The organism is Staphylococcus sp. 231237_7MaSpsaltlick (genome assembly GCF_043107035.1).
Window position 1 is genome coordinate 38,630 of sequence record NZ_JBICNX010000020.1, and the last position, 24,948, is coordinate 63,577.

At 32.5% G+C, this 24,948-nt stretch carries 21 protein-coding genes; 5 read left to right on the top strand and 16 right to left on the bottom strand.

Annotated features, from left to right (window positions below; genetic code table 11):
- Positions 1–63: 63 nt before the first annotated feature.
- Together parC and parE are read right to left on the bottom strand one after the other, a co-directional pair.
- Positions 64–2,466, bottom strand: coding sequence for a DNA topoisomerase IV subunit A (gene parC / locus ACF91D_RS24225; protein ID WP_107527443.1), 2,403 nt, complete (start codon positions 2,464–2,466; stop codon positions 64–66).
- Complete coding sequence (gene parE / locus ACF91D_RS24230; protein ID WP_392437851.1) at positions 2,463–4,457, bottom strand: DNA topoisomerase IV subunit B; 1,995 nt, start codon at positions 4,455–4,457, stop codon at positions 2,463–2,465. The genes parC and parE overlap by 4 nt, the downstream gene beginning before the upstream one ends.
- Before the next feature lie 199 nt (positions 4,458–4,656).
- On the opposite strand from parE, the gene plsY reads away from it, so the two are divergent.
- Together plsY and ACF91D_RS24240 are read left to right on the top strand one after the other, a co-directional pair.
- Positions 4,657–5,265, top strand: coding sequence for a glycerol-3-phosphate 1-O-acyltransferase PlsY (gene plsY / locus ACF91D_RS24235; RefSeq protein ID WP_107527442.1), 609 nt, complete (start codon positions 4,657–4,659; stop codon positions 5,263–5,265).
- Positions 5,266–5,591: 326 nt separating this feature from the next.
- Positions 5,592–5,888 (top strand): HesB/YadR/YfhF family protein, encoded by a 297-nt coding sequence (locus tag ACF91D_RS24240; protein ID WP_042738769.1) that lies wholly within the window; start codon positions 5,592–5,594, stop codon positions 5,886–5,888.
- A gap of 231 nt (positions 5,889–6,119) precedes the next feature.
- Here ACF91D_RS24240 and menI read toward each other — a convergent pair whose 3' ends face one another.
- The 3 genes from menI to ACF91D_RS24255 form a co-directional block, all read right to left on the bottom strand.
- The gene (menI, locus tag ACF91D_RS24245; protein ID WP_107527441.1) at positions 6,120–6,566 is read right to left on the bottom strand and encodes a 1,4-dihydroxy-2-naphthoyl-CoA hydrolase MenI; all 447 of its coding nucleotides are present in this window, start codon (positions 6,564–6,566) and stop codon (positions 6,120–6,122) included.
- 114 nt (positions 6,567–6,680) lie between these two features.
- Positions 6,681–9,383 carry an aconitate hydratase AcnA gene (acnA, locus tag ACF91D_RS24250; RefSeq protein ID WP_107527440.1) on the bottom strand — a complete coding sequence of 901 codons (2,703 nt, stop codon included), beginning with the start codon at positions 9,381–9,383 and terminating at the stop codon, positions 6,681–6,683.
- Between the two features lie 342 nt (positions 9,384–9,725).
- The gene (locus tag ACF91D_RS24255) at positions 9,726–11,369 is read right to left on the bottom strand and encodes a glycine betaine uptake BCCT transporter (RefSeq protein ID WP_042738772.1); all 1,644 of its coding nucleotides are present in this window, start codon (positions 11,367–11,369) and stop codon (positions 9,726–9,728) included.
- Between the two features lie 207 nt (positions 11,370–11,576).
- Between ACF91D_RS24255 and mscL the strand changes: the two genes are divergently transcribed.
- Complete coding sequence (gene mscL, locus ACF91D_RS24260) at positions 11,577–11,930, top strand: large conductance mechanosensitive channel protein MscL (protein ID WP_107528013.1); 354 nt, start codon at positions 11,577–11,579, stop codon at positions 11,928–11,930.
- Between the two features lie 200 nt (positions 11,931–12,130).
- Here the strand turns inward: mscL and sbcC are convergent, their stop codons facing one another.
- From sbcC to sosA, 8 genes are all read right to left on the bottom strand, one after another.
- Positions 12,131–15,160: an exonuclease subunit SbcC gene (sbcC, locus tag ACF91D_RS24265; RefSeq protein ID WP_232161376.1), complete on the bottom strand. Its 3,030-nt coding sequence runs from the start codon at positions 15,158–15,160 to the stop codon at positions 12,131–12,133.
- Positions 15,157–16,293, bottom strand: a complete 1,137-nt coding sequence (sbcD, locus tag ACF91D_RS24270; protein WP_107527990.1) for an exonuclease subunit SbcD — start codon at positions 16,291–16,293, stop codon at positions 15,157–15,159. The genes sbcC and sbcD overlap by 4 nt, the downstream gene beginning before the upstream one ends.
- A gap of 110 nt (positions 16,294–16,403) precedes the next feature.
- Positions 16,404–16,871 (bottom strand): CcdC family protein, encoded by a 468-nt coding sequence (locus tag ACF91D_RS24275; protein ID WP_042738776.1) that lies wholly within the window; start codon positions 16,869–16,871, stop codon positions 16,404–16,406.
- A 248-nt stretch (positions 16,872–17,119) separates the two neighbouring features.
- Entirely contained in the window at positions 17,120–17,305 is a 186-nt protein-coding gene (locus ACF91D_RS24280; protein WP_042738777.1) for a hypothetical protein, read from the bottom strand.
- A 560-nt stretch (positions 17,306–17,865) separates the two neighbouring features.
- Entirely contained in the window at positions 17,866–18,105 is a 240-nt protein-coding gene (locus tag ACF91D_RS24285) for a YneF family protein (RefSeq protein WP_042738778.1), read from the bottom strand.
- A gap of 211 nt (positions 18,106–18,316) precedes the next feature.
- Positions 18,317–20,305, bottom strand: coding sequence for a transketolase (gene tkt / locus ACF91D_RS24290; RefSeq protein ID WP_042738779.1), 1,989 nt, complete (start codon positions 20,303–20,305; stop codon positions 18,317–18,319).
- An 81-nt stretch (positions 20,306–20,386) separates the two neighbouring features.
- Complete coding sequence (locus ACF91D_RS24295; RefSeq protein ID WP_042738780.1) at positions 20,387–20,632, bottom strand: DUF896 domain-containing protein; 246 nt, start codon at positions 20,630–20,632, stop codon at positions 20,387–20,389.
- A 117-nt stretch (positions 20,633–20,749) separates the two neighbouring features.
- A complete protein-coding gene (gene sosA, locus ACF91D_RS24300) occupies positions 20,750–20,992 on the bottom strand; it encodes a DNA damage-induced cell division inhibitor SosA (protein WP_107527928.1) in 243 nt (80 codons plus the stop codon).
- 144 nt (positions 20,993–21,136) lie between these two features.
- On the opposite strand from sosA, the gene lexA reads away from it, so the two are divergent.
- Positions 21,137–21,760 carry a transcriptional repressor LexA gene (gene lexA / locus ACF91D_RS24305; RefSeq protein WP_042738782.1) on the top strand — a complete coding sequence of 208 codons (624 nt, stop codon included), beginning with the start codon at positions 21,137–21,139 and terminating at the stop codon, positions 21,758–21,760.
- A 213-nt stretch (positions 21,761–21,973) separates the two neighbouring features.
- On the opposite strand, the gene ACF91D_RS24310 is transcribed toward lexA, so the two are convergent.
- The 3 genes from ACF91D_RS24310 to rpsN all read right to left on the bottom strand — a co-directional run bounded on the left by ACF91D_RS24310 (position 21,974) and on the right by rpsN (position 24,452).
- The gene (locus tag ACF91D_RS24310; RefSeq protein ID WP_371130057.1) at positions 21,974–22,939 is read right to left on the bottom strand and encodes a CAP domain-containing protein; all 966 of its coding nucleotides are present in this window, start codon (positions 22,937–22,939) and stop codon (positions 21,974–21,976) included.
- A gap of 67 nt (positions 22,940–23,006) precedes the next feature.
- Positions 23,007–23,984, bottom strand: a complete 978-nt coding sequence (gene guaC / locus ACF91D_RS24315; protein ID WP_042738784.1) for a GMP reductase — start codon at positions 23,982–23,984, stop codon at positions 23,007–23,009.
- A 198-nt stretch (positions 23,985–24,182) separates the two neighbouring features.
- Positions 24,183–24,452 (bottom strand): 30S ribosomal protein S14, encoded by a 270-nt coding sequence (rpsN, locus tag ACF91D_RS24320; protein ID WP_107513222.1) that lies wholly within the window; start codon positions 24,450–24,452, stop codon positions 24,183–24,185.
- Positions 24,453–24,701: 249 nt separating this feature from the next.
- On the opposite strand from rpsN, the gene rpmG reads away from it, so the two are divergent.
- A complete protein-coding gene (gene rpmG, locus ACF91D_RS24325; RefSeq protein WP_042738786.1) occupies positions 24,702–24,851 on the top strand; it encodes a 50S ribosomal protein L33 in 150 nt (49 codons plus the stop codon).
- The last annotated feature ends 97 nt before the right edge of the window (positions 24,852–24,948 follow it).

Sequence of the window (24,948 nt, forward strand, 5' to 3'; positions counted from 1 at the left end):
TTATATTGCATATGTCATTATTTTATCATTCTATAGAAGAATTTACTAACAATTTTTTTAATTTTATTTTAAATCTAATCCTTCGACCTCACCGAAGTCGGTAACATCTACGATAAAACTACCATTCGTATATTGTTCAGATAAATGAATATCTGAAATCAACCCTGTTTCTTGATCTTTAGAAGAATAAATCGTGTAGTTCTTATCTTCAGGGTTCACTACTTTAGCTGCAACGATACGATGTGGCGCCTTTTTAAGTTCTTTCAATAACGTAATACCGCGTTGTGCACGTTTAGCTTCTTGTAATATCTTGAAGCTTATTCGTTTTAATGATCCACGTTGTGTTGCCATTAGAATAGTATTTGGTTCAGAAATAATTTGTGTTAACACAACGAAATCTTCATTTTTCAAGTTGATTGATTTCACGCCAGCTGCTCTTAGTCCAGTATCTGACAATTCTTCACTACTGTATGTTAATGACATACCTTTATTGGTAATCACTGTCAGTAACTGAGTTTTAGAAATACGCATTACATCAATAATTTCATCGTTATCCTTTAATTTCATGGCAACTAAAGGCTTATTATAGCGCGACGTTTTAAACATAGACACATTACTTTTCTTAATCATGCCATTTTTAGTAGCTAAAATATAATACGCTTCAGGTTTAAAATCACTTTCACCATAAATATCAATAACATATTCACCTTCGTCGATTGGGACAATTTGCGAAACATGTTGGCCTAAGTCTTTCCATTTAATGTCAGCTAGTTTATAAACCGGAATAAATAAATATCGTCCTTTGTTTGTAAACACTAAGACCGTATCAAGTGTATTCATTTCTTGTTGTTTTAACAATGCGTCTCCATCTTTAACACCAATCTCATCTATACCACTTGCGTTGAAACTACGTAGAGATGTACGTTTAATGTAGCCATGCTTCGTAATACTCATTACTACAGTCTCGCTAGGAATCATCACTTCTTTATCAATCTTAATTTCTGTAATTTCCGCTTCAATTTTAGAAAGACGTTCTTGTTTAAAACGTTTGCGAATATCTGTTAGCTCTTCTTTAATAACTGTTAATAATGCATCATGATTATCTAAGATATTTTTCAGTCTATCAATTAATGCCTTTAACTCATCATGTTCATCCTGAAGTTGTACAATATCAGTATTGGTCAATCTATACAATTGTAATGTAACGATTGCTTCAGCTTGTGCTTCAGTAAAAGCATATTTGTCAACTAAGTTTTCCTTCGCATCCTTTTTATTTTTAGAATTACGAATTAATTGAATCACTTCATCTAATATTGATAAAGCTTTCATTAAACCTTCTACAATATGCATACGGCTTTCAGCATGATCTAATTCAAAGCGTGTACGTTTTGTCACCACATCAATTTGATGATTTAAATAACTATCAATTATTTCACGAATGCCCATTAACTTAGGTCTGCCTTCACTGATTGCAACCATATTAAAGTTATAAGCAACTTGTAAATCAGTATTTTTGTATAAATAGTTAGCTACAGCTTCACTATTTACATCTTTCTTCAATTCAATTGCAATACGTAAACCCGTTCTATCTGTTTCATCACGTACCTCAACAATACCATCTACTTTTTTGTCGGCACGTAATTCATCCATTTTCTTAACTAATGCACTCTTATTCACTTCATAAGGTACTTCAGTAACAATTAATTCTTTACGTCCATTTCTAAGTTCTTCAACATCAACTTTAGAACGGACAATGATTTTACCTTTACCAGATTCATATGCCTTTTTAATTCCATCAATCCCTTGAATAATGCCACCTGTTGGGAAGTCTGGACCTTTAACATATTTCATTAACTGGCTTACTGTAATATCTGGATTATCAATATACTTTAATGTCGCTTGAATGACTTCACCCAAATTATGAGGTGGTATATCCGTCGCGTAACCAGATGAAATACCAGTACTGCCGTTAATCAACAAATTCGGTAATCTTGCAGGTAACACCATTGGTTCCATCGTTGTATCATCATAGTTCGGCATAAATGGTACGGTTTCTTTATTAATGTCTCTAAGTAATTCCTCAGAAATACGACTCAACTTAGCCTCAGTATAACGCATTGCTGCTGCTGGATCATTGTCGATACTACCATTATTACCTTGCATTTCTATTAATACATGGCGTAATTTCCAATCTTGGCTCAATCGCACCATTGCATCGTAAACGGATGTGTCACCATGCGGGTGAAATTGTCCAATTACGTCACCGACCGTCTTGGCACTTTTACGGAAATTTTTATCAAATGTATTTCCGCTTGAAAACATTGCATATAAAATACGTCTTTGAACAGGTTTGAGTCCATCTCTTACGTCTGGCAAAGCACGCTCTTGAATGATGTATTTACTATATCTACCAAAACGATCTCCAATAACATCTTCAAGTGATAAATCTTGGATTATTTCACTCAATTTACTTCCTCCTCATTAGGATTTTCCTGTTCTAAAATTTGAATTTCATTATTATCTAATATACTTTGATCTTCTTGAAGTCCAAATTCAACATGCTTTTCAATCCATTCACGACGTGGCGCAACTTTATCACCCATCAACGTTGTCACACGTTTAGATGAACGTAATTCATCGTCCACTTGCACTCTGATCAAAGTTCTTGTTTCAGGATTCATTGTTGTTTCCCAAAGTTGATCGGCATTCATTTCACCAAGACCTTTGTATCGTTGCAACATAAATCCTTTACCAAGTTTCTTTTGTAGCTTTTCTAATTCTTCATCCGTCCATGCATATTCAACTTTCTTCGAAGCGCCTTTACCTTTTTCCAATTTATATAATGGAGGTAATGCAATAAATACTCTCCCCGCTTCAACTAACGGTTTCATATATTTAAAGAAGAAAGTAAGTAATAATATCTGAATATGCGCACCATCTGTATCGGCATCAGTCATAATAATAACGCGATTGTAATTGCTATCCTCAATCTTAAATTCATTTCCTACACCTGCGCCTATGGTATGAATGATCGTATTAATCTCTTCATTTTTGAAAATATCTTCCAGTCTAGCTTTTTCTGTATTTATCACTTTACCTCTTAATGGTAAGATAGCTTGGTATTTTCGATCTCTACCTAATTTTGCAGATCCACCAGCAGAATCACCCTCAACTAAATACAGTTCTTTTTTCTCAGTATTTTTACTTTGGGCCGGCGTTAGCTTCCCAGATAACAACGTGTCTTTACGTTTATTTTTCTTTCCTGAACGTGCATCTTCTCTTGCTTTACGTGCAGCTTCACGAGCTTGTTGTGCCTTAACAGCTTTCTTAACTAACGCTTTAGAAAGTTGCCCCTTTTCCTCAAGATAGTATGGTAGTTTTTCTGCTACAACTGAATCAACGGCACTTCTAGCTTCATTTGTACCTAATTTAGACTTTGTTTGTCCTTCGAATTGGAGCAGTTCTTCAGGTATTCGAATTGAAATAATTGCTGTTAAACCTTCTCGAATGTCATTACCATCTAAATTCTTATCCTTTGCTTTCAATTCATTAATTCGACGTGCATATTCATTAAACACACGTGTCATTGCAGTCTTGAAACCAACTTCATGTGTACCTCCGTCTTTAGTACGCACATTATTAACAAAGCTCAATATACTCTCTGAATATTGATCGTTATATTGAAACGCAACTTCAACTTCAATATTATTTGCTGTACCACTAAATAATGCCACGTCATGTAATATTTCTTTTCCCTCATTAACGTATGCAACAAATTCTTTAATTCCTTCTTCATAGTGATAAACATCTTCACGTTCTTTACCAGCGCGTAAATCTTTAAGTTGTATTTTTAAATTCTTAAGTAAAAATGCTGATTCCTGTAAACGTTCACTTAATGTTTCGTAATTAAATGACGTTGATGTTTTAAATATTTCTCCGTCGGGTTTAAAGGTTACTTTCGTACCTGTTTTTTTAGTCTTGCCCTTTTTCACTAATCCTGATGCGGGTATACCACCATTTTTAAAACTTTGTTGATAGATCATACCATCTCTATGAATTTCAACCTCTAACCATTCACTCAATGCATTTACTACTGACGCACCTACACCATGTAAACCACCAGAAGTTTTGTATCCACCTTGTCCAAATTTACCACCTGCATGAAGTACAGTGAAGATAACTTCAACAGTTGGTTTACCTGATGCATGAATTCCTGTTGGCATACCTCGTCCATTATCCTCAATTGTAATACTCTCATCTTTGTTTATTGTAACTGCGATTTCATTTCCAAAACCGTTTAATACTTCATCGACGGAATTATCGACAACTTCATACACCAAATGATGTAAACCACGTTTATCGGTAGAACCAATATACATCCCAGGTCTTTTTCTAACGGCCTCTAATCCCTCAAGAACCTGTATGGAATCATCCGAGTAATTATTTTGTTTATTCATTGCCAATCGTTTCGCCCTCCTACAAACGTACGTTCGTTATTAAAACTATACAATAGTTATTTTTATATAAATCTAGATAAAATGCAAGCACCAAATGAATATTTAAATGTTTATTCATTTCTTTTTAATTTTTATTCGTCTAAAGGTCCTCTTATGTGATAAAATGTTTTTAATGTCATTAAAGGATGTGTAATTGAATATGATGATAATAATCATGTTAATACTAAGTTACCTTATTGGTGCTTTTCCAAGTGGCTATGTAATAGGAAAATTATTTTTCAAAAAAGATATTAGACAATTTGGTAGTGGTAACACTGGCGCGACAAATAGCTTTAGAGTATTAGGAAAGCCAGCTGGATTCTTAGTTACTTTCTTAGATATTTTCAAAGGATTTATTGTCGTTTTCTTTCCTTTATGGTTACCTGTACATGCAGATGGTGCGATTAGCACATTCTTCACAAACGGTCTAATTGTTGGAGCATTTGCAATTCTAGGCCATGTTTATCCGGTATACTTAGGATTTAAAGGTGGCAAAGCAGTAGCTACAAGTGCTGGTGTCATACTTGGTATCAATCCTGTCTTATTATTAATATTAGCAGCAATTTTCTTTGGAATTTTGTATTTAACAAAGTATGTATCGCTATCAAGTATCATTGCATCAATTTGTTGTATCATTGGCGCGCTAGTCATTAGAGACTACATTTTGTTTGTGGTTAGTATCGGCGTTGGTGTATTACTTATTATCAGACACCGTTCAAATATTGTAAGGATATTTAAAGGCGAAGAACCTAAGATTAAATGGATGTAACTATTACAAAAACCACGTTACAATTAAAAAGGGAATAAATTTTTATCAGAACTGAAGGTATAATTATCTTCAGTTTTTTTATTATATTGCCCCATATGTCTTAACATCTTTTTCTACATTATTCTATTATACTATTTATATAGGTCATTAGCATGATTTTTAGTAAAATTAGCTAAAACAAAGCGTTTATTAGAAAATTAATCGAAAAATTATGTTATACTGCTTTTAACATTATCCAAATTGGGTAATGAATATAATACTAATTTAAAAATTAGTAACTAATTGTCATAAGTGAACCACTTGTGAACCGAAAGGAGACTTTAATTATGGGTATAGAACTTTCAGACAATGCTGTATCTTGGTTTAAAGAAGAACTAGATTTACCAGAAGATGATAAAGTCTTACAATTCTTCGTTCGTTATGGTGGAGAATTCCAGTTGAAACAAGGATTTAGTCCTGCATTTAGTGTTGATCGTAAAAATGACTTAGAGATTGGATATGAGAATAATTACCAAGGTTTAAATGTCGTAATTGCAGAAAAAGACTTATGGTATTTCCAAGATGACAATTTATTCATCGATGTGAATGATGGCATTGATGAAATCTCGTATTCTAAACAATAAGTAATGATGATATTTGAGTTGAATTCTAAATCATGTTGATGTTAAGTTCAGTTCAACAATATTTATAATCTACTTTCATTGAGTTCAAACGTCATTGCAACACTCATTCAAGTATACATTTTAATGCAAATTATTTTGCAATTTATATAAAAGATGGTCGCTCATATTATGATGAACGGCCATCTTTTAAATTATTATATTATGTTGGTCATGTTCGCTGTTTAATTCAAATCAAATCTCAAGTGATTCTCCCGCTTTATTTCGGCATTCTATACTTTGATATGTATTATGCCAATCTGGGAATGCTTTATCTAAACGGACTGGTTTAAAGTCTGACTTTGTAATACACGTCAATACCGTTGATCCCGTCGTTGCTAATTCCCCTGCTTCATTATATATTTCATACCGATACTTTGAACGCAATCTTGTATATTTTTCAACCCAGGTTTTGATTTTCACCTTTTCAGGATAAGTAATTGACTTAATATACTTGATTTCAATATCTGTAACAGGAGAGATTACACCTGAATCTTCCATTTCTTTATAACTAAACCCTAACTTACTAATATAATCCGTACGCGCAACTTCAAACCATGTCGGATAATTCCCATGATAAATCACACCCATTTGATCCGTTTCTTGGTAGCGTGATTCTATTTCAGTTATACTATAAATCATTTCTCGATATCCTCTTTTCAATTGTTCATATATGACAATGGTAACATAAACAAGCTGTACTAGCATATTGCTAATACAGCTTGATACAAATCATTTTCACTCACTAATTATTCATTATTGAGCTAATTTATTTCTCAATACTAATTGTAAGATACCACCGTTACGGTAATAATCTAATTCTACATTTGAATCGAATCGAGCAATTGCTTCAAATTCAATTACTTTGCCATTTTCTTTCTTAGCTTGAACTTTAACTAAGTCATGTGGTTTTACATCTTCGTTAACGTCAACTGAAATAATTTCAGTACCATCGATACCTAAACTATCTGCAGATTCGCCTTCTTGGAATTGTAAAGGTAATACACCCATCATTACTAAGTTAGAACGGTGAATTCTTTCATAACTTTGTGCAATTACTGTTTTAACACCTAATAAATTTGTACCTTTTGCTGCCCAGTCACGTGAAGAACCCATACCGTAGTCATTACCTGCTAATACAACTAATCCAGTACCATCTTCACGGTATTTCATTGCTGCATCAAAGATAGACATTTGTTCACCAGTTGGCCAATATGTTGTATATCCACCTTCTGTACCTGGTGCTAATTGGTTTTTAATTCGAATGTTTGCAAAAGTACCACGTACCATTACTTCATGGTTACCACGACGAGAACCATAAGAGTTAAATTCACGAATTGGTACATTATGCTCTAATAAATATTTACCGGCCGGCGTATCTTTACCGATAGCACCTGCTGGAGAAATATGGTCAGTTGTTACTGAATCACCAAATTTACCCATTACACGTAATTGATTTAATGGTTCAATTTTACCTGGCTCTTTTGATAAGTTTTGGAAGAATGATGGATTTTGAATATATGTTGATTCAGGATCAAAGTCATATAATGGTTTATCAGTAACATCAATTTCATTCCACATTTCGTTATTGTTATAAACCGTTTCATATTCTTCTTTAAATAAAGCTGGAGTAACAACACTATCTACAGTGTCAGCAACCTCTTTAATTGTTGGCCAGATATCATTAAGATATACATCTTCTCCATTTTTACCTTTACCAAGTGGTTCATTTTGTAAATCAATATCTACTGTACCAGCTAACGCATAGGCAACAACTAATTGTGGAGATGCTAAATAGTTAGCTTTTACTAATGGATGGATACGTCCTTCAAAGTTACGGTTACCAGAAAGTACTGAAGTAACAAGTAAATCTTCGTCAGCAATTGCTTTTTCAATTTCTTCAAGCAATGGACCAGAGTTACCGATACATGTTGTACAACCATAACCTACTAAGTTGAAACCTAATTCATCTAAGTATGTTTGTAAACCAGCATCTCTTAAATAACCTGTTACAACCTTAGAACCTGGCGCCAATGAAGTTTTTACATATTCAGGTACTTTTAAGCCTTTTTCGATTGCTTTCTTGGCAACAAGACCCGCACCTAACATAACGTAAGGGTTTGATGTATTCGTACATGATGTGATTGCAGCAATCGCAATGTCACCTGTTTTCATTTCTGAAGTCGAACCATCTTTAAAGTTAATAGTTGCTTTCTTATCAAATTCACTTTCATCGAATCCATGACCTTGGTTACCAGCTGGAGCAGTAACTGATTTTTCGAATTCTTTCTTCATGTCGCTTAAGAAAATTAAATCTTGTGGACGTTTAGGACCTGATAATGAAGCTTCAACAGTTGATAAATCTAATTCAACTACATCTGTATATTCAGGTTCATCTTTATCTACAGTAAAGAACATACTATTTTCTTCTAAATATTTTTTAACTAAATCGATTTGATCGTCTGCACGACCTGTTAGTCTTAAATATTTTAATGCTTCTTCATCAACTGGGAAGAAACCACAAGTCGCACCATACTCAGGTGCCATATTGGCAATTGTTGCACGGTCAGCTAAAGGTAAATGTTGTACCCCTGGTCCGAAGAATTCAACAAATTTACCAACAACACCTTTTTTACGTAATTCTTGAGTAACACGTAATGCTAAGTCCGTTGCAGTTGAACCTTGTGGTAATGCATTTGAAAGTCTAACCCCAACTACTTCTGGAATTGGGAAATATGATGGTTGACCAAGCATACCTGCTTCTGCTTCAATACCACCTACACCCCATCCTAATACGCCTAGACCGTTAATCATTGTCGTATGTGAGTCAGTACCCACTAATGTGTCTGGGAATGTAACTGTTTCGCCATCAACTTCACGAGCATGTACAACATTTGCCAAGTACTCTAAGTTAACTTGGTGTACGATACCTGTTGCTGGTGGTACGGCGCTATAGTTATTAAACGCTTTCGTAGCCCAATTTAAGAATTGGTAACGTTCATAGTTACGTTCAAATTCTAATTTCATATTTCGTTCTAATGCATCTGGGTTGGCATAACTATCTACTTGTACTGAGTGGTCGATAACTAAATCAACTGGTACTTCTGGATTAATTTTGTTTAAATCTCCACCTACGTCATTCATCGCTTTACGTAATGAAGCCAAGTCAACAACAGCAGGAACACCTGTGAAGTCTTGTAAGATAACACGAGATGGTTTAAATGGAACTTCACCATCAGCACCTTCTGTAAATTCAGATAATGCTTTAATGTGTTCATCTGTAATAACAAATCCGTCTTCTTGTCTCAATACTGATTCTAATAATACTCTAATTGAATATGGCAATTTCGATACTTTAGTAAAACCTTGTTCTTCTAAAGTGTTCAAATCATAATACGTGTACGTTTTACCATTAAGGTCAAACGTTTTTTTAGCTTGTTGCTTAATATTTGAAGCCATATAAATCCCCCCTGAAAGTTTTTATTAATATATGCCGTTACTTAAATTGTATAATTATATGTAATTTAAAACAACTGGATAAAGTTAGAAAACTTCATAATTTAGTTTTGAATTTTCAATCAGTATGTATAAGTTGTGCTTATGTTAAAACGTTAGTGTAATAAGTTATTTTTATCAATTGAGAATCATTATCATTTTTCTTCAGAAGCTTCGTCCTTGATTTTTTAATAAGTATGTATATTCAAAAATTAAAATCCCCCATTTAAAAGGTTATAAATGCGTAACAATTAATGCCCGCTATTTATAACAATTTAAAATGAGGGAAAATTAAATTAATATAAATTATTGTTCAGATTTTTCTTGTTCTCTAATAGAGCTACGACGATGTATAATATCGTCTTCAAAATCATCTTGTTGATGTTGAACATATTCTTGAAGACGGTGTTTATTAGGTGTCAACGTCAATCCTAAGAATTTACGTTCTTTATTTGCATCCTTATAGAATGAAATCATCATCATAATTACTACAAAGGAGAATGGCAAGGCACTTATAATAGCAGCACTTTGAATTGCGTTTAGTGCTTTAGCACCGTCGCCACCACCAGCGAATAATAATACAAATGCAATCAGTGATTGCGCAATTCCCCAAGTCACTTTTACAACATTAGAAGGCTCTAACGAACCATAAGTTGTTTGCATACCTAGTACAAATGTTGCTGAATCGGCTGATGTGATAAAGAATGATGCTATTAATACTAAAGCAATTATAGATAATACCATTCCCAATGGAATATGGTTAAACACACCAAACAATTGTGTTTCCGCAGTCATCTTGAATAATTCAGGGTGTTTCTTACCAGTTTCAATACCTAATACACCAAACACACTGAACCAAACAAAACTTACTAATGCTGGCACTAATAATACACCAGCAATAAATTCTCTAATTGAACGTCCTTTTGATACACGTGCTATGAATATACCTACGAATGGGCTCCAGCTTAACCACCAACCCCAATAGTAAAGTGTCCAGCTAGACATCCATTCACGTTTTTGTGGATTTTGTGCAGCTGTATCAAATGTATTTAATAAGAATGAATTCAACAAACTACCTGTTGAACTTGTCATCATATTCAAAATAAGTACAGTTGGTCCAATGATTAACACAGCAATCATCAAGATTGCACCTAGCGAAATATTTAAATTACTTAAATATTGAATACCTTTACTTAATCCTGACCAAGCACTCATTATAAATAAAATTGTTACAACAACAATAATAATTGCTTGAACCCAAACATTATTTGGAATTCCAAATAAGTAGTTAAGTCCGCCATTGATTTGTAGTGCACCCATTCCTAAAGATACGGCAACACCGACAACCGTTGCAAACACGGCTAATACATCAATGATTGTCCCAATCGGACCTTCTACTTTGTTCCCTAATAAAGGACGCAATGTTCTTGAAATAAGTCCTGCCTCACCTTTTCTAAACTGAGCATATGCTAAGGCTAAGGCAACTACACCATAAATAGCCCATGCATGGAATCCCCAGTGGAAGAATGTAGAACGCAATGCTTCAGTGTAAGCTGCTGTTGTTTTTGGATCTGCATTTGGTGGTGATGCAAAGTCTGCCATAGGTTCAGCAGCACCATAGAATACAAGACCAATTCCCATCCCAGCACTGAATAACATCGCAAACCAAGATACAGTGTTGAATTCTGGTTTATCATTTGGCTTTCCTAATTTCAATTTCCCGATTGGGCTGAAAATTAAGAAGATACAAAAGAAGACGATAAACGTTGTAAGAATTAAGTAGTACCAACCAAGTTTTTCAGTTATCCATAGTTTAATATTGTTCGTAATTGTATCAAACTGTTCTGGTAAAATCGCACCAATAAGTACAACAATTGCGACAATTATAGCACTATAGATAAAAACCGGAGAAATCTTCCTACCATTTGCATGTTTTTCAGAAGAATTCATAAATAATTACTCCCTTTCTAGTCATATTTAATTGCAAAAACTAATGTAGAATTTTAAACAACATAATAAATCCACATTAGTTTCATCATTTATTAGAATAACAAACACATGTATTATTATCAAATTCAACTAAAAAAAGTATGTTCTATTTTAAATTTATCTTGTATAATAATTTTTATGTTTTAAAAAATAAGTGAGGTTAATAAAATGTTAAAAGAATTTAAAGAGTTTGCTTTAAAAGGAAATGTACTAGATTTAGCAGTTGCCGTAGTTATGGGAGCAGCATTCAATAAAATCGTTACCGCTTTAGTTACATACATTATTATGCCGTTAATTGGTTTAATCTTTGGTACAATTGATTTTGCTAAAAGTTGGTCATTCATGGGTATTAAATACGGTATGTTCGTTCAATCTATCATCGACTTCATTATTATTGCTTTTGCTTTATTCATTTTCGTGAAAATTGCAAATACATTGATGAGAAAAGAAGAAGAGGAAGAAATCGAAGAAAACACAGTATTGCTTACTGAAATCCGTGATCTATTACGTGAAAAAAATTAATTTATATTTTGCTACTACATAGACTTCTTATAAATGTGAAGTTTATGTACAAGTCTAGAGCAATGTTTCTAGCAAACACCCCAGTAAATGCTATACAGCGCATTTACTGGGGTGTTTTATTTATGAAATAAGCAAACCATTGGTGAAGCATTACAAAAGGTTCGCCACGTTTCAATATTAATTTAATTTTATGATAATTATTATTGTTGTTTAAATTTCGTAATACTTTGATAATTGTCTGATTGCACTTCTAATATAAGTGGAATACGTTGCTTCAATTCACTAACATGCGAAATAATTCCAACCATACGTCCCGTTGATTTTAAACTCATTAAAGTATCAAGTGCTGTTTCTAATGTTTCTTGATCCAAAGTACCAAAACCTTCATCTACAAACATTGATTCTAACGTAATACCACCTGATTCTTCTTGAACAACTTCACTTAATCCAAGCGCTAGTGCTAAGGATGCCTGGAATGTTTCTCCACCAGATAATGAAGTAATGTGTCTAGTTTGATTTGAATACGTATCAAACACTTCAATTTCTAAACCACTATAACCTTTCGATACCTGTTGCCTTCTTGATAGACGATAACGTTGGCCTGTCATTAGTGATAGACGCTGATTTGCTTGCGCTAATATTCTTTCCAAATAATGAATGAGTACATAATTCTCTAAAGTTAATTTCAAATTATTTTGTCCAGATAATATTTCAGATAGTTGGAATATTTCTTGTTGCTCTTTTAATTCTTCTTCTAATTGATTTATAATCTTTTCAATTTCATTGATTTTCTGTACATTAAATTCCATTTTATATTCATGTTTACTCAATTCACTTGCAACCAAGTCAAACTTTTGCTGCTCATTTTCATATTGTTCACGAAGACGATCTATATCTTGCAATTCTTTATCACGAGTCATTGAACTAAACTCTGCAATTGCTAATTCTAAACTTTGTTTAGCTTTATTATATTGTTCAATTTCAACCTCTAATTGTTCTTTTTCAGGTATTTTGGATATCTTTTCTTGCACTTCATTGAACGTTGAAAAACCAAACTTTGCCATTTCTTCATTGATTTTGTTATCTAATGTATTAATTTCATCATTTAATTCATTCATACTTTGTTGCATGTAGGATTTATTATTAGTTTCTAATGTTAAATTCGTCTTGTCTTGTTGGATTCTTGATTCTAAATCTTTAACACGCACATCATGTGCATTTACACTATCTAAATTTTCTTTATAGATTGTTACAAAATCTTCCACATTATTATATTGTGTCGTTACTTCGAAATCATTAATTGCAATTTCATGTGTTTCAACTTGATGTTTAATGGATTTTTGCTCTAATTCTAAATGATGCAAACGTTCTTGTGCTTTTGATAGTTGATCTTGAATTTGTTCAATTTGTTTATTTTCTTCTACTAATGTAACTTTATCTTGTTGTTTTGCATACAATTTTTTCTCTAAAGATTTATAATCCGTATCCTCTAATGCAGCTTTATCATATTTGCTCAATTGCTCCTCAATGGCATTTAAATCACTTTCTAACTTTATTCGTAATTCAATTTGTTGTGATTTTTCTTGCTCAATATCAGCTAACTTCTGATGTCTGTTTGTTAATTCATCAAAATCAATATGTTGTTCTAGACTGTCTACCTCTTTACCACAAACCGGACACGTATCACCAGATTGAACGGCAGCTTGAATAGTTGCAATAAGCTCTTGTTTATTATTTAAATCTAAATTCGTTTTGTCGATTTGTTGAAATGCTTGTTCCAATTCTTTAATTTCACTTTGTTTTTCCTTCAATTGTTGTGCATAACTTTCTTTTTTAGCAACTAATCTATCGTATTCTAATTTATGCATTTCATTATTCTTTAATTCCTTTATTTTCATATTAAGTTCAAATATTGATGTAGATATAGTATCTACCTTTGCATAATTCGGTTTACGATGATTCAATTGTTCAATTAAAGTTGCAACTTCTTCTTGTTTATGTTGATGTTGTTCAATAATGCGTTCCAGTGCCACTGTCGCTTCTGTTAACTGAGTATATGCTTGTTGGTATTTGTCTTTCTTTTCATAAAACAGACTACATTTTTCTAAAAATTTTCTTTTACTATCTATTTCAGGTTGACCATTTTTATAATTAGATAAATCGTCTTGTTGTTTATCTAAACGGTCTTGTATTTTAGCAATCAATATTGATTTATCATCGATATTTTTAAGTAATTGTTCTTTTTTACTATGTTGTTTTTCTTGTGATTCAATTAAATTAACTAGTGGCTTTACTTCATTTAAATCATTTAATAATTGTGTTTTTTCCGAAATATCTTGTTGCCTTTGTTTAAGATTTTCTAATTCTTGTTGTTTTTGATCTAACATAGCTAGATCTTTTTCTAATTTTAAATTTAACTCTAAATTGTCCTTAATTGTTTGAACTGCTGATTCCTGCTTTGCTTTAACCTCTATAAGTCCTTGTTGTATTGACTGGCCTTTATCAGTAAATTCAGGAAGCACTTCAAGTATTCTATTTGTTTGTCTAGAGTTAATTAATTTATATTGATTCAATAGATCGTCTTCAAATGCATTAATATCTTGCCAATTATTTTCCAAACTATTGTATCGTTTCTCAATTAAAGTTCGAACTTCTGAGACCTCATCTATCAATCTTTTTTGAATTTGTTCAAAGCGTTCACTGTTAAATAGTGTCCTTAAAATTGATTGCTTTTCTTTACTTCTTGAAAGTAAGAATCGCTTAAATTCACCTTGAGGTAAAATAAATAACTGTCTAAACTGTTCAGCATTCACACCTAACAATTCTTTAATAAAATTATTCCCTTGGATAATCTTACTTTCTCTCAATGAATATACATCATCTTCTAACTGATAGACAGCTAATTGACCAAGGGTTTTATTTTTATTACCTTCTTTGACAAATGCGCCTTGTCTCACTATTTTAAACTTTGCTTTCTTCAATTTAAATTCAAATTCTACAGACATGGGTGACTTACCATCTGCAAAGTGACTTCTTAAATCGCCTTCTTGTCTATCATTTGTTGATGCCTCACCAAATAAAGCATATACCATAGCATCAAAGATCATTGTCTTACCAGAACCAGTCTTTCCACTAATTAAAAACAATTGATTGTTACGAACATTATCAAAATCAATGGTTTCTTGCAAAAAAGGACCGAAATTATTTAATTTTAATGTCAATGGTCTCATTTTGTTGAACCCCCTTCAAGCATGTCATTTAATACTGCTTCAAGTTTAGTATTTTGTGTTTCAGTTAACCCCTCATCAGTTATATATTCGTAAAATCGAGAGATGATTTCCTCATCATTTAACTTTTGTATCTCTTCATTTCTTTCATAAAGCGGCGTATTGAAGTCAAATGTTTCATTCGTTAATGCTAAAGTATTAGGGTAAACCTGCTTTAAATGCATCATCGGATCATTTACATGAGACATGTGCTTTAATTTAAAATGTAAATAATTATCTTTATTATTAACATTTAACCTTTCTTGTATAGCATCTTCATAATCACCACTTACTACTTCTAACTTTCTTAATGGCTGCATTTTTATAAATTGTTCTTTTACAATTGCACCGTCAATAATTTCAAGACACTTGTAACCTTTAGGTTGATTCACCTCTGAAAATGAATATTGTAATAATGAACCGCTATAACTTATGTAATCCGATTCAATACTAAAAGGATGATGTAAATGTCCTAACAACACTCTATCAAATTGTTTAAAGCTATCAGCCTCAACAGATTCAACTGTTCCAATAGTTAAAGGACGCTCTGACTCAGAACGTAAACCACCTTGAACTGTTAAATGACCAATTAAAATATTTAGTTTCTCTTTATTTAGTGATTGATTTATGTAGGATAATGATTTTGCTAAGCATTGTTGATGAGTTTCCAGACTATCGTCATCAAAGAATTGCTGCACTTCGTTAACTGTTGCAAATGGCAAAGTATAAAAATCAACATTAGCTATAGTAATTGGTTTATTGATATTATCTAAACTTGTTCGTATAAATAAATTTGATTTTTCAAACCAAGTTGACCCATAATGCAAACGTTCTTTACTATCGTGATTACCACTTATCATAATAACTGCGATTCCCATATCCAAATTAAGTCGTCTAATCGTATGTTCCAATAGCAATATCGCTTCTTTATTCGGATAGCTTGTATCATATAAATCGCCCGCTATAACGATGACATCAGGTTGCTGCTGCTCCATTTCATCGATAAATTGCTCTAATATATATGCTTGATCTTCTAATAATGATTTGCCATTGATTATTCTGCCAAGATGCCAGTCAGCAGTATGTATAATCTTCATATTTACACCCCTTATAAGAACGTTTGTTCGTATATATATCATAATATATTTTGAAAGCTATCGCAAGTCTATAAAAAAACCGTTTATCCACGAGATAAACGGCATACGAACTATTGAATTAGTGTTTGTTTAACTTTCCTATATTTATATAACATCGCTAAGCGCCATGGAACTATCATACAAAAAGCTAATAAGAAAAACATACCTGCAATTTCACCTGGATCAATCTTATTACTAATAAATATCTTAATTAATGTACGAACCAATAACAATGATATAAGTATAATTGGGAAAGCCTTGGAACGTTTCATATATATTTCACTACCATGTGTTTCAAATCTAGAAGTCCACATCAATATCGTAGAAAATACTACGCCCAACACAATACATTCAATAATTTCTAATCCTGTCAGTCTAAAATAGGGCACTACATACATTAATGCTCCTGTAGCCATAAAAAATGGCGGTAATATAATTTTCTTTTCATTTACTGGAAATTGTTGTGCTTTCATTCTGATTATAATGACAGCAATTCCCATCAAAAATGCAAATAAAATAGAAAAGATTAAATATAACACGTTGACACCTTCTTTAAGTTTATACAAGATGATTTATTACTTGGTCAGTATATCATTAAATTTTGATTTTATCAGTTGTTTTATCTCAATTCAAAATTCTGTCATATTCCAAATAGTTTAAAATACCCATTAATTTTCTATATAAATAACTTAAGACTCATTTTCAGCACGAAAAAAACAAACCAAATGCTTTATAAGCACTTGGTTTGCAATAAATGTAAGTCCATTCAGACTTAAATCGCTTTTATCTACAATGCTTGTTTATTGTCACAAGCAGAGTATGCGTTATTCAATGTAAATCTTAAATAATTCATATCATGAATTTGCATAGCATTGTGGTATTTCTTGAATGCTTGCTCATCAGGAAAGTTAATGTGCACATTGGCAAGACGGTCTAATACTTCCTTATCTTCCATTTCATAGGCATCTTTCACTTATTACTACCTCCCTTATGTTTAAACATTATAGCAAAAAGATTTTCTGAATCAAAATATTTTCTGAATATTTAAAAAACATTTCCAAATTGGCATACAATAATTTCAAACTATTCCTATAGATTATTGTTTGAAGATGATAAATTCATTAAAAACGTTTCAAATGATAAACGTGATAACATTTCAGATTTTCCATAAAACAATTTGTTTATAACATATTAAAATGATTGTGCTTATTGTTGTTACATTTATACTTTCTGTCATAAGTACATAATATATAGCTTTTATTAAGTATTCATTCATAAGACTATTAATGATAAATGTAAGTATGTATGTATAACCCTATCTATACATTTAGGTCACGTAGATATGTAGACGACAGCGAACATCTACGGACATTTATACCCGAACAGCGAAAGTAATATTTCTGCGTTACTAGATAACGAATATAGAGAAAATTATTCAGAATAAAAATTAAAACCTGCCACAACCCTACCACAGACAAAAATAAGGGCTGATAACTACTTTGAGTAAGTAGCTATCAGCCCTTTAATGACGCGCTATTTCTTTTTCTTCATAGCGTCTTCTTGATTTTTATTCATCATTGTCATCATTTGATTTATTTTCTTTTGAGATGGTTTTTGACCCATTTGCATCATCATCATACGTAGCATTTCTTCATTAATTGGTGGGTTCTTTTTAAGATAATCCATCATATATTTTCTTGCAAGGAAAAATCCACCCACTAAACCAAGTATAAGTGCTAACACGATTAATAAAATTGCTAACCAAGTTACCATTGTTTCACCCACTTTCCTATCCTAATGCATTTTACTAAAATTAGTACTCTATTTCAAGAGAACCTGAATTTTATAATTGCCCTAACCTAAAGTATTATATCAATTACAGAATCAATTTGTAAACATGGGATAAGCATCTCTAATAACTAAAAAGTGGTATGGGACAATAGCTCCCATACCACTTAGTGTTAACTGTCAAATTTAGTAATTATTAAAGTGATTGAACTTGGTTAAGAACATTTTCTTTAGTAAAGCCATATTTTTCAACTACTAAATCTCCAGGGGCACTTGCACCAAAGCCATCAATACCAATGACTTTACCTTCAGTACCTACATATTTATGCCAACCTAGAGAAGAGCCCATTTCAATTGCAACACGTTTAGTGATTGCTGCTGGTAATACTGACTCTTTATATTCAGCTGATTGTTGATCAAATGCATTCCAGTTTGGCATAGAAACAACACGTACACCTTTACCTTGTGCTTCTAGATCTTTAGCAGCTTCGATAGCTAAGTTTACTTCTGAACCAGTTGCTAATAATAAATATTCTGCGTCTTTGTCAGACTCAAATACTACATAACCACCTTTACGTACACCTTCTTCAACTGTTTCTTTAGGAAGGTCCATAGCAGTAAGATTTTGACGAGTCAATACTAATGAAGTTGGTGTACCTTCTGATTCTAATGCTACTTCCCAAGCAACACGTGTTTCATTACCATCTGCTGGACGAATCACGTTCATGTTAGGAATCGCACGTAAACCTGCTAATTGTTCAATTGGTTCATGTGTTGGACCATCTTCACCTACAGCAATTGAATCATGTGTAAAGATGAATGTTGAATTTAAGCCCATGATTGATGATAATCTTAATGCTGGTTTCAAGTAGTCACTAAATACGAAGAACGTTGCACCGTATGGATGTAATCCACCATGCGCTGCCATACCATTAACTGCAGCACCCATTGCAAATTCACGTACACCGAACCAAATATTTTTACCTTCTGGTGTTTCTTTGTTAAAGTCACTTGCATCTTTAACATTAGATTTGTTTGAACCAGCTAAATCGGCTGAACCACCAAAGAATGAAGGTACTGATTTACTAATTGCTTGAATAACTTCACCAGAATCAGCACGTGACGCACCGCTGTGTCCAGCTTCAAATTCAGGTAACGCTTCTTTGTAGTCCACTGGTAACTTACCACTAATAGCTAATTTGAATTCTTCAGCTAATTCTGGATATTTAGAAGTATAGTCTTCAACTAGTTTTTCCCAAGCTTCTTCTTTTTCGTTTGCACGTTTTAACATACTTTGTTGGAATATTTCATAAACTTCCTGAGGTACGTTGAAACGTTGTTCTGGGTCTAAGCCATATTGTTCGAAAGTTAATTTTCTTTCATCTTCACCTAAAGGTGCACCGTGCACACCATGTGTTGCTTGTTTATTAGGTGAACCATAACCAATAATTGTTTTTATTTCAATAATAGTAGGAACATCTTGTGCTTTAGCTTCTTCGATTGCTTTATCAATTGCATCGATGTCATTGCCTTCTTTAACTAAGATATGTTTCCAACCATATGCTTCAAATCTACCTTTAACATCTTCAGAGAAAGCCTTGTTTAAATCTCCATCTAATGAGATATCATTTGAATCATATAATACTATTAATTTATCTAATTGATTGTGACCTGCTAATGAAGCAGCTTCATGTGAAATACCTTCCATTAAATCTCCATCTGAAGCAAGTACATAAGTATAATGATCAACAACTTTAGCATCTTCTTTATTAAACTTACCTGCTAGATGTTTCTCAGCCATTGCAAAACCTACTGACATTGCAAACCCTTGTCCAAGTGGGCCAGTTGTTACTTCTACACCATCAGTATGTCTATATTCTGGATGACCTGGTGTTTTTGAACCCCATTGTCTAAATTGTTTTAATTCTTCCAATTCTAAACTACCAGAAACATGTAATAAACTATAAAGTAAAGCTGAGCCATGACCGGCTGATAATACAAATCGATCTCTGTCAAAGAAATCTTTTGATTGGGGATTAAAGTTTAAATGACGAGTCCAAAGCGTATATGCCATTGGTGCTGCGCCCATTGGTAAACCTGGGTGACCTGAGTTTGCTTGTTCAACTGCGTCGATACTCAAAGCTCTAATTGTATCTATCGCTAATTGATCTTTTTGATTATTCATCTTAAAATGACTTCCTTTCTTCTAGCTAGTTTAATTCTTATTATACATGATTTAACAGAAAATTAACAAAAAATTGAATTGCTATTTGTCTTGATTATTTTTTGAATCTAAAATATTTTTTACTTTTTCTGGAGTAACGTCATTACCTTCAGGGTCAATTACTCGTGTGCTTTCTAATTGTTGTTTAAATTTCTCTCTAAATGAGTCTAAGTATGCTTTTCTTAGTTTGGATTGTTCTTTAGCTTCGGCTTGAGTTAAGCCTTCTGTCTTTTTCTTCTTTGCGAGCTCATTAATTCTATCCAAGTCTACGCCATCAATGTTTCCCATAATAAACCTCCGTTATCATTAATATAAAAGAATATAACAAAAAAATAAGCGAAACTAAATAGTTTCGCTTATTTTATCCCATTTATTCTATTAACTTGTTCATCCCAAATAAATTGATTAGTTTACGGCAGCTATAAGTGGTGTAACTTGATGTTCGCTTTGTTCGCTGTCTTGATGATCACTTTGTGCTTTTTCTTTATCTTGACTAATATTTTCAGTAACATTATGATCAGTCATTTCGTACGTTTGTTCTGTCCCATCACTATGATGTGCCGTTAATATAAATATAGTACATAATAACATTGTAGCAACTAATACCATTAGATACGTCTTAACTTGCGATTTATATAATTTAATCATAATTTCCACTCCTAGAACATTTGTTTGTATTAACAATTTATCAGAACATCTGTTCTTAGTCAATAGCAAAACGAACAAACGTTTGTAAAAATTATTAGCCCATGCTATAATGTAACTAAATTAAAGCTAGGGAGTGCCTAAATTATGAGAGAATTAACGAAACGACAAAATGAAATTTTTGAATATATCAAGCAAACTGTTCAATCAAAAGGCTATCCTCCAAGTGTTAGAGAGATTGGTGAAGCTGTAGGCCTTGCTTCTAGTTCTACAGTGCATGGACACCTATCACGACTTGAAGAAAAGGGCTATATTAAGCGAGACCCAACGAAGCCAAGAGCAATTGAAATAGTAAGTGAATCTATTGGCGAACCTGTGAACATGGAAGAAACAATTCATGTTCCCGTTATAGGTAAAGTTACAGCAGGTATTCCAATAACTGCTGTAGAAAATGTCGAAGAATATTTTCCACTTCCAGAGCATTTTACTTCTACTCATAATAGTGATATCTTCATTTTAAATGTCGTTGGAGATAGTATGATTGAAGCAGGTATATTAGATGGAGACAAAGTAATTGTTCGTAGCCAAACTATTGCAGAAAACGGTGATATTATCGTTGCTATGACCGAAGAAAATGAAGCAACTGTCAAACGTTTCTATAAAGAAAAAGCACGTTATCGTTTACAACCTGAGAACAGTTCTATGGATCCAATATATTTAGAACAAGTTTCTGTGTTAGGTAAAGTGGTCGGACTTTTCCGTGAAATGTAGATATATATAACTTCTATTGGTTACAGTTATATATATATATCAATAAAAATAAGAGGTTAAGCATGATGCTTAACCTCTTATTTTTCGTCTTTTTTCTCTAAGACTTCTTTAATTTTTTCTAGTATATCATCTGTTTTATCTGTTTTTTTTGTTGTCATAACTAACTCATCCTCTACAAGTTAAAGGATACCCTTTAAACAAGAAAATCAAACATTATCCTGTATAATTTTCTGTCCAATATGGTTGTCTATTATTATTAAATTCAACACCTACGCCAAGTGTATTGAAGTCTCGTTTCAGAATATTTTTCCGATGACCGAGTGAATTCATTAATCCTTGATGCGCATATATACTGCTCGTTTGACCATATGCTAAGTTTTCTCCTGCTGCACTAAAATCATGTCCATCTGCTTCTAACCGATCAAATGGTGAATTACCTGCCAAGTCAGTATGATCAAAATAATTCTTATTAGCCATATCTTCACTATGCTTTCTCGCTGTATCAGAAATGCTTTCAGAATATTTTAGCGTCGGCAGTTCATGTTGTACTCTTTCAGCATTTACCAAATCAAAATTTTGTAGTTCAAAGCTGTGTGCTAATTCATCTGACGGCGCTCCATATTGTTGCTGCAATCGTGATTCCATTCTCTCACTCACTTGCAATATGGCAGTTAAATTATTATCACTATGTTTATCATAAAATGCTGTTGTATATATTTGATCATCATGGAAAGTATCATACTCGTCATCTTTAATTTCATAATTTGTATGACCTTTTCTAATTTCAGTTATCGGCGTTCCTAATCTATCACGAACAGTAGATTTTGGTGTTCCATATTTTATTTTGCTTTTTGATGAGATTACGTTTTGATTGCTGTACAGCCCGTTTACTTTATTATCAATATAACTTACCATTACAAACGATCTATAGTCATCAGAATAGTAAGTGTACCATTTTGTACCATATTCATTAGTGGTTATACGTTTGGGTTTCCCTAACTTTTCAGTAACAGTAGACTTATCCATATTCATTTGAATATTATTTACTGCAAAAGCTTGTTTGCTAGGTACTTTTAATGGCTTATTTGATGTCGTTGTTCCTGAAGTCCAACTGGCTACTTTAGACTTAAATTGTTGTTCAAATCCAACGATCGGCTTAAATTCTTTAACAGGTATCACTAATACAATTAATAATATGACAACGATATATCCTATTAATTTTCTAATTTTTTACACCTACTATAGTTTAGTCGCGATCTCCATTGAAAATTGAATTACGTACGATTACATAATCTACTTTTCTTAATGAATTAATATCTTTACCACCTGCATAAGAGATTGAACTTTGTAAGTCTTGTTGCATTTCTATAAGTGTATCGAGTAATGCACCTTTATGTTCAACAAACATTTTCTTACCTTCAACGTTTTTATGTTCACCTTTTTGGAATTCAGATGCACTACCAAAATATTCTTTATACAACTTGCCATCTAACTCAACCGTTTCACCTGGTGATTCTTCATGTGCAGCAAATAATGAACCTATCATTACCATTGAAGCACCAAATCTCATTGATTTTGCAATATCTCCATGAGTTCTAATACCACCATCTGCTATGATTGGTTTTCTAGCTGCTTTACTGCATTGATTTAAAGCTGCAAGTTGCCATCCGCCAGTACCAAATCCAGTTTTGATTTTAGTTATACATACTCTACCTGGACCAATACCAACTTTAGTAGCATCTGCTCCTGCATTCTCTAATTCACGAACACCTTCTGGCGTACCAACGTTACCAGCAATTACAAATGACTGAGGAATATGTGCTTTAATATGTTTTATCATTTTAATCACTGATTCTGAGTGACCGTGTGCAATATCGATTGTAATATATTCAGGAATAATTTCTTCGCTAGCTAATTGCTTTACAAAATCAAATTCGCCGGCTTTTACACCAACAGAAATTGATGCAAATAGTTGTTGTTCATGCATTCTTTTAATAAATGGAATACGTGCAGCTTCATCAAAACGATGCATAATATAGAAATAATCATTTTTAGCAAACCATTCTGCTAATGATTCATTCATGACTGTTTGCATATTTGCAGGTACAACAGGTAATTTAAAACTTCTTGGACCAAATTCAATCGTTGTGTCACATTCTGAACGACTTTCTACAATACATTTATTTGGTATAAGTTGGATATCTTCATAATCGAATATTTTCATAATAAAACAAACCCCTAACATTTTTTATATAACACTTGTACATTGGTAAGATTTTTATAACTATTTCATTCTATTACAACGTAAAATCTATTATACTTTACTTAATTCCCGAACAATAACTATTTATTCATCTTTACCATTAGATAATATACAATGTTTTATACTAAATGTAAATGGACTATAGTCGGAGTTTGAAAATTACCAACTTGATTTCTTCACACCAGGTATTTGACCTTTATATGCATGCTCTCTAAATGCAATACGAGACATTTCAAATTTTCTATAAACGCCTCTTGGTCGACCTGTCACTTTACAACGTCTTGTTAAACGCGTCGGTGAACTATCTCTAGGTAATTTACGCAATGCTTCATAGTCACCTTTCGCTTTCAACTCTTTTCTTAACTCAAAATATTTATTTACAAGTTCTTCTCTCTTTTGTTCTTTAGCTATTTTAGATTTTTTTGCCATTTTATCTCTACCTTTCTCTTTAAATCGTAATCATTACGTTTTATATCGTAACATATTCTTTTATTTACGCAAATCATTTATTTTATTTTTGTTGAAAAAAATTATCTTTAAAGTTGGAGATATGACATCATATCGTATATCTTCTATAGTTAATGTAGTTATTTTTAACAACATTAAATTTGAAATCGTCATAAATGTATGCTAAAATTTTAAAACGTAACAATTCCTATTAAGAAAGAGGTGTTTATTTTGCGCGTAAATATTACTTTAGCTTGTACAGAATGTGGAGATCGTAACTATATCACCACTAAAAACAAACGTACGAATCCAGAGCGTATTGAACTTAAAAAATACAGCCCAAGATTAAATAAATATACTGTACACCGCGAAACTAAATAACATTCTGTTGTTAAAATTACTTTTTTAAATACGACAAATTAAAAAAGAAGTCACACATATCAAATATGCGTGACTTCTTTTTAGTTTATATAGTAGC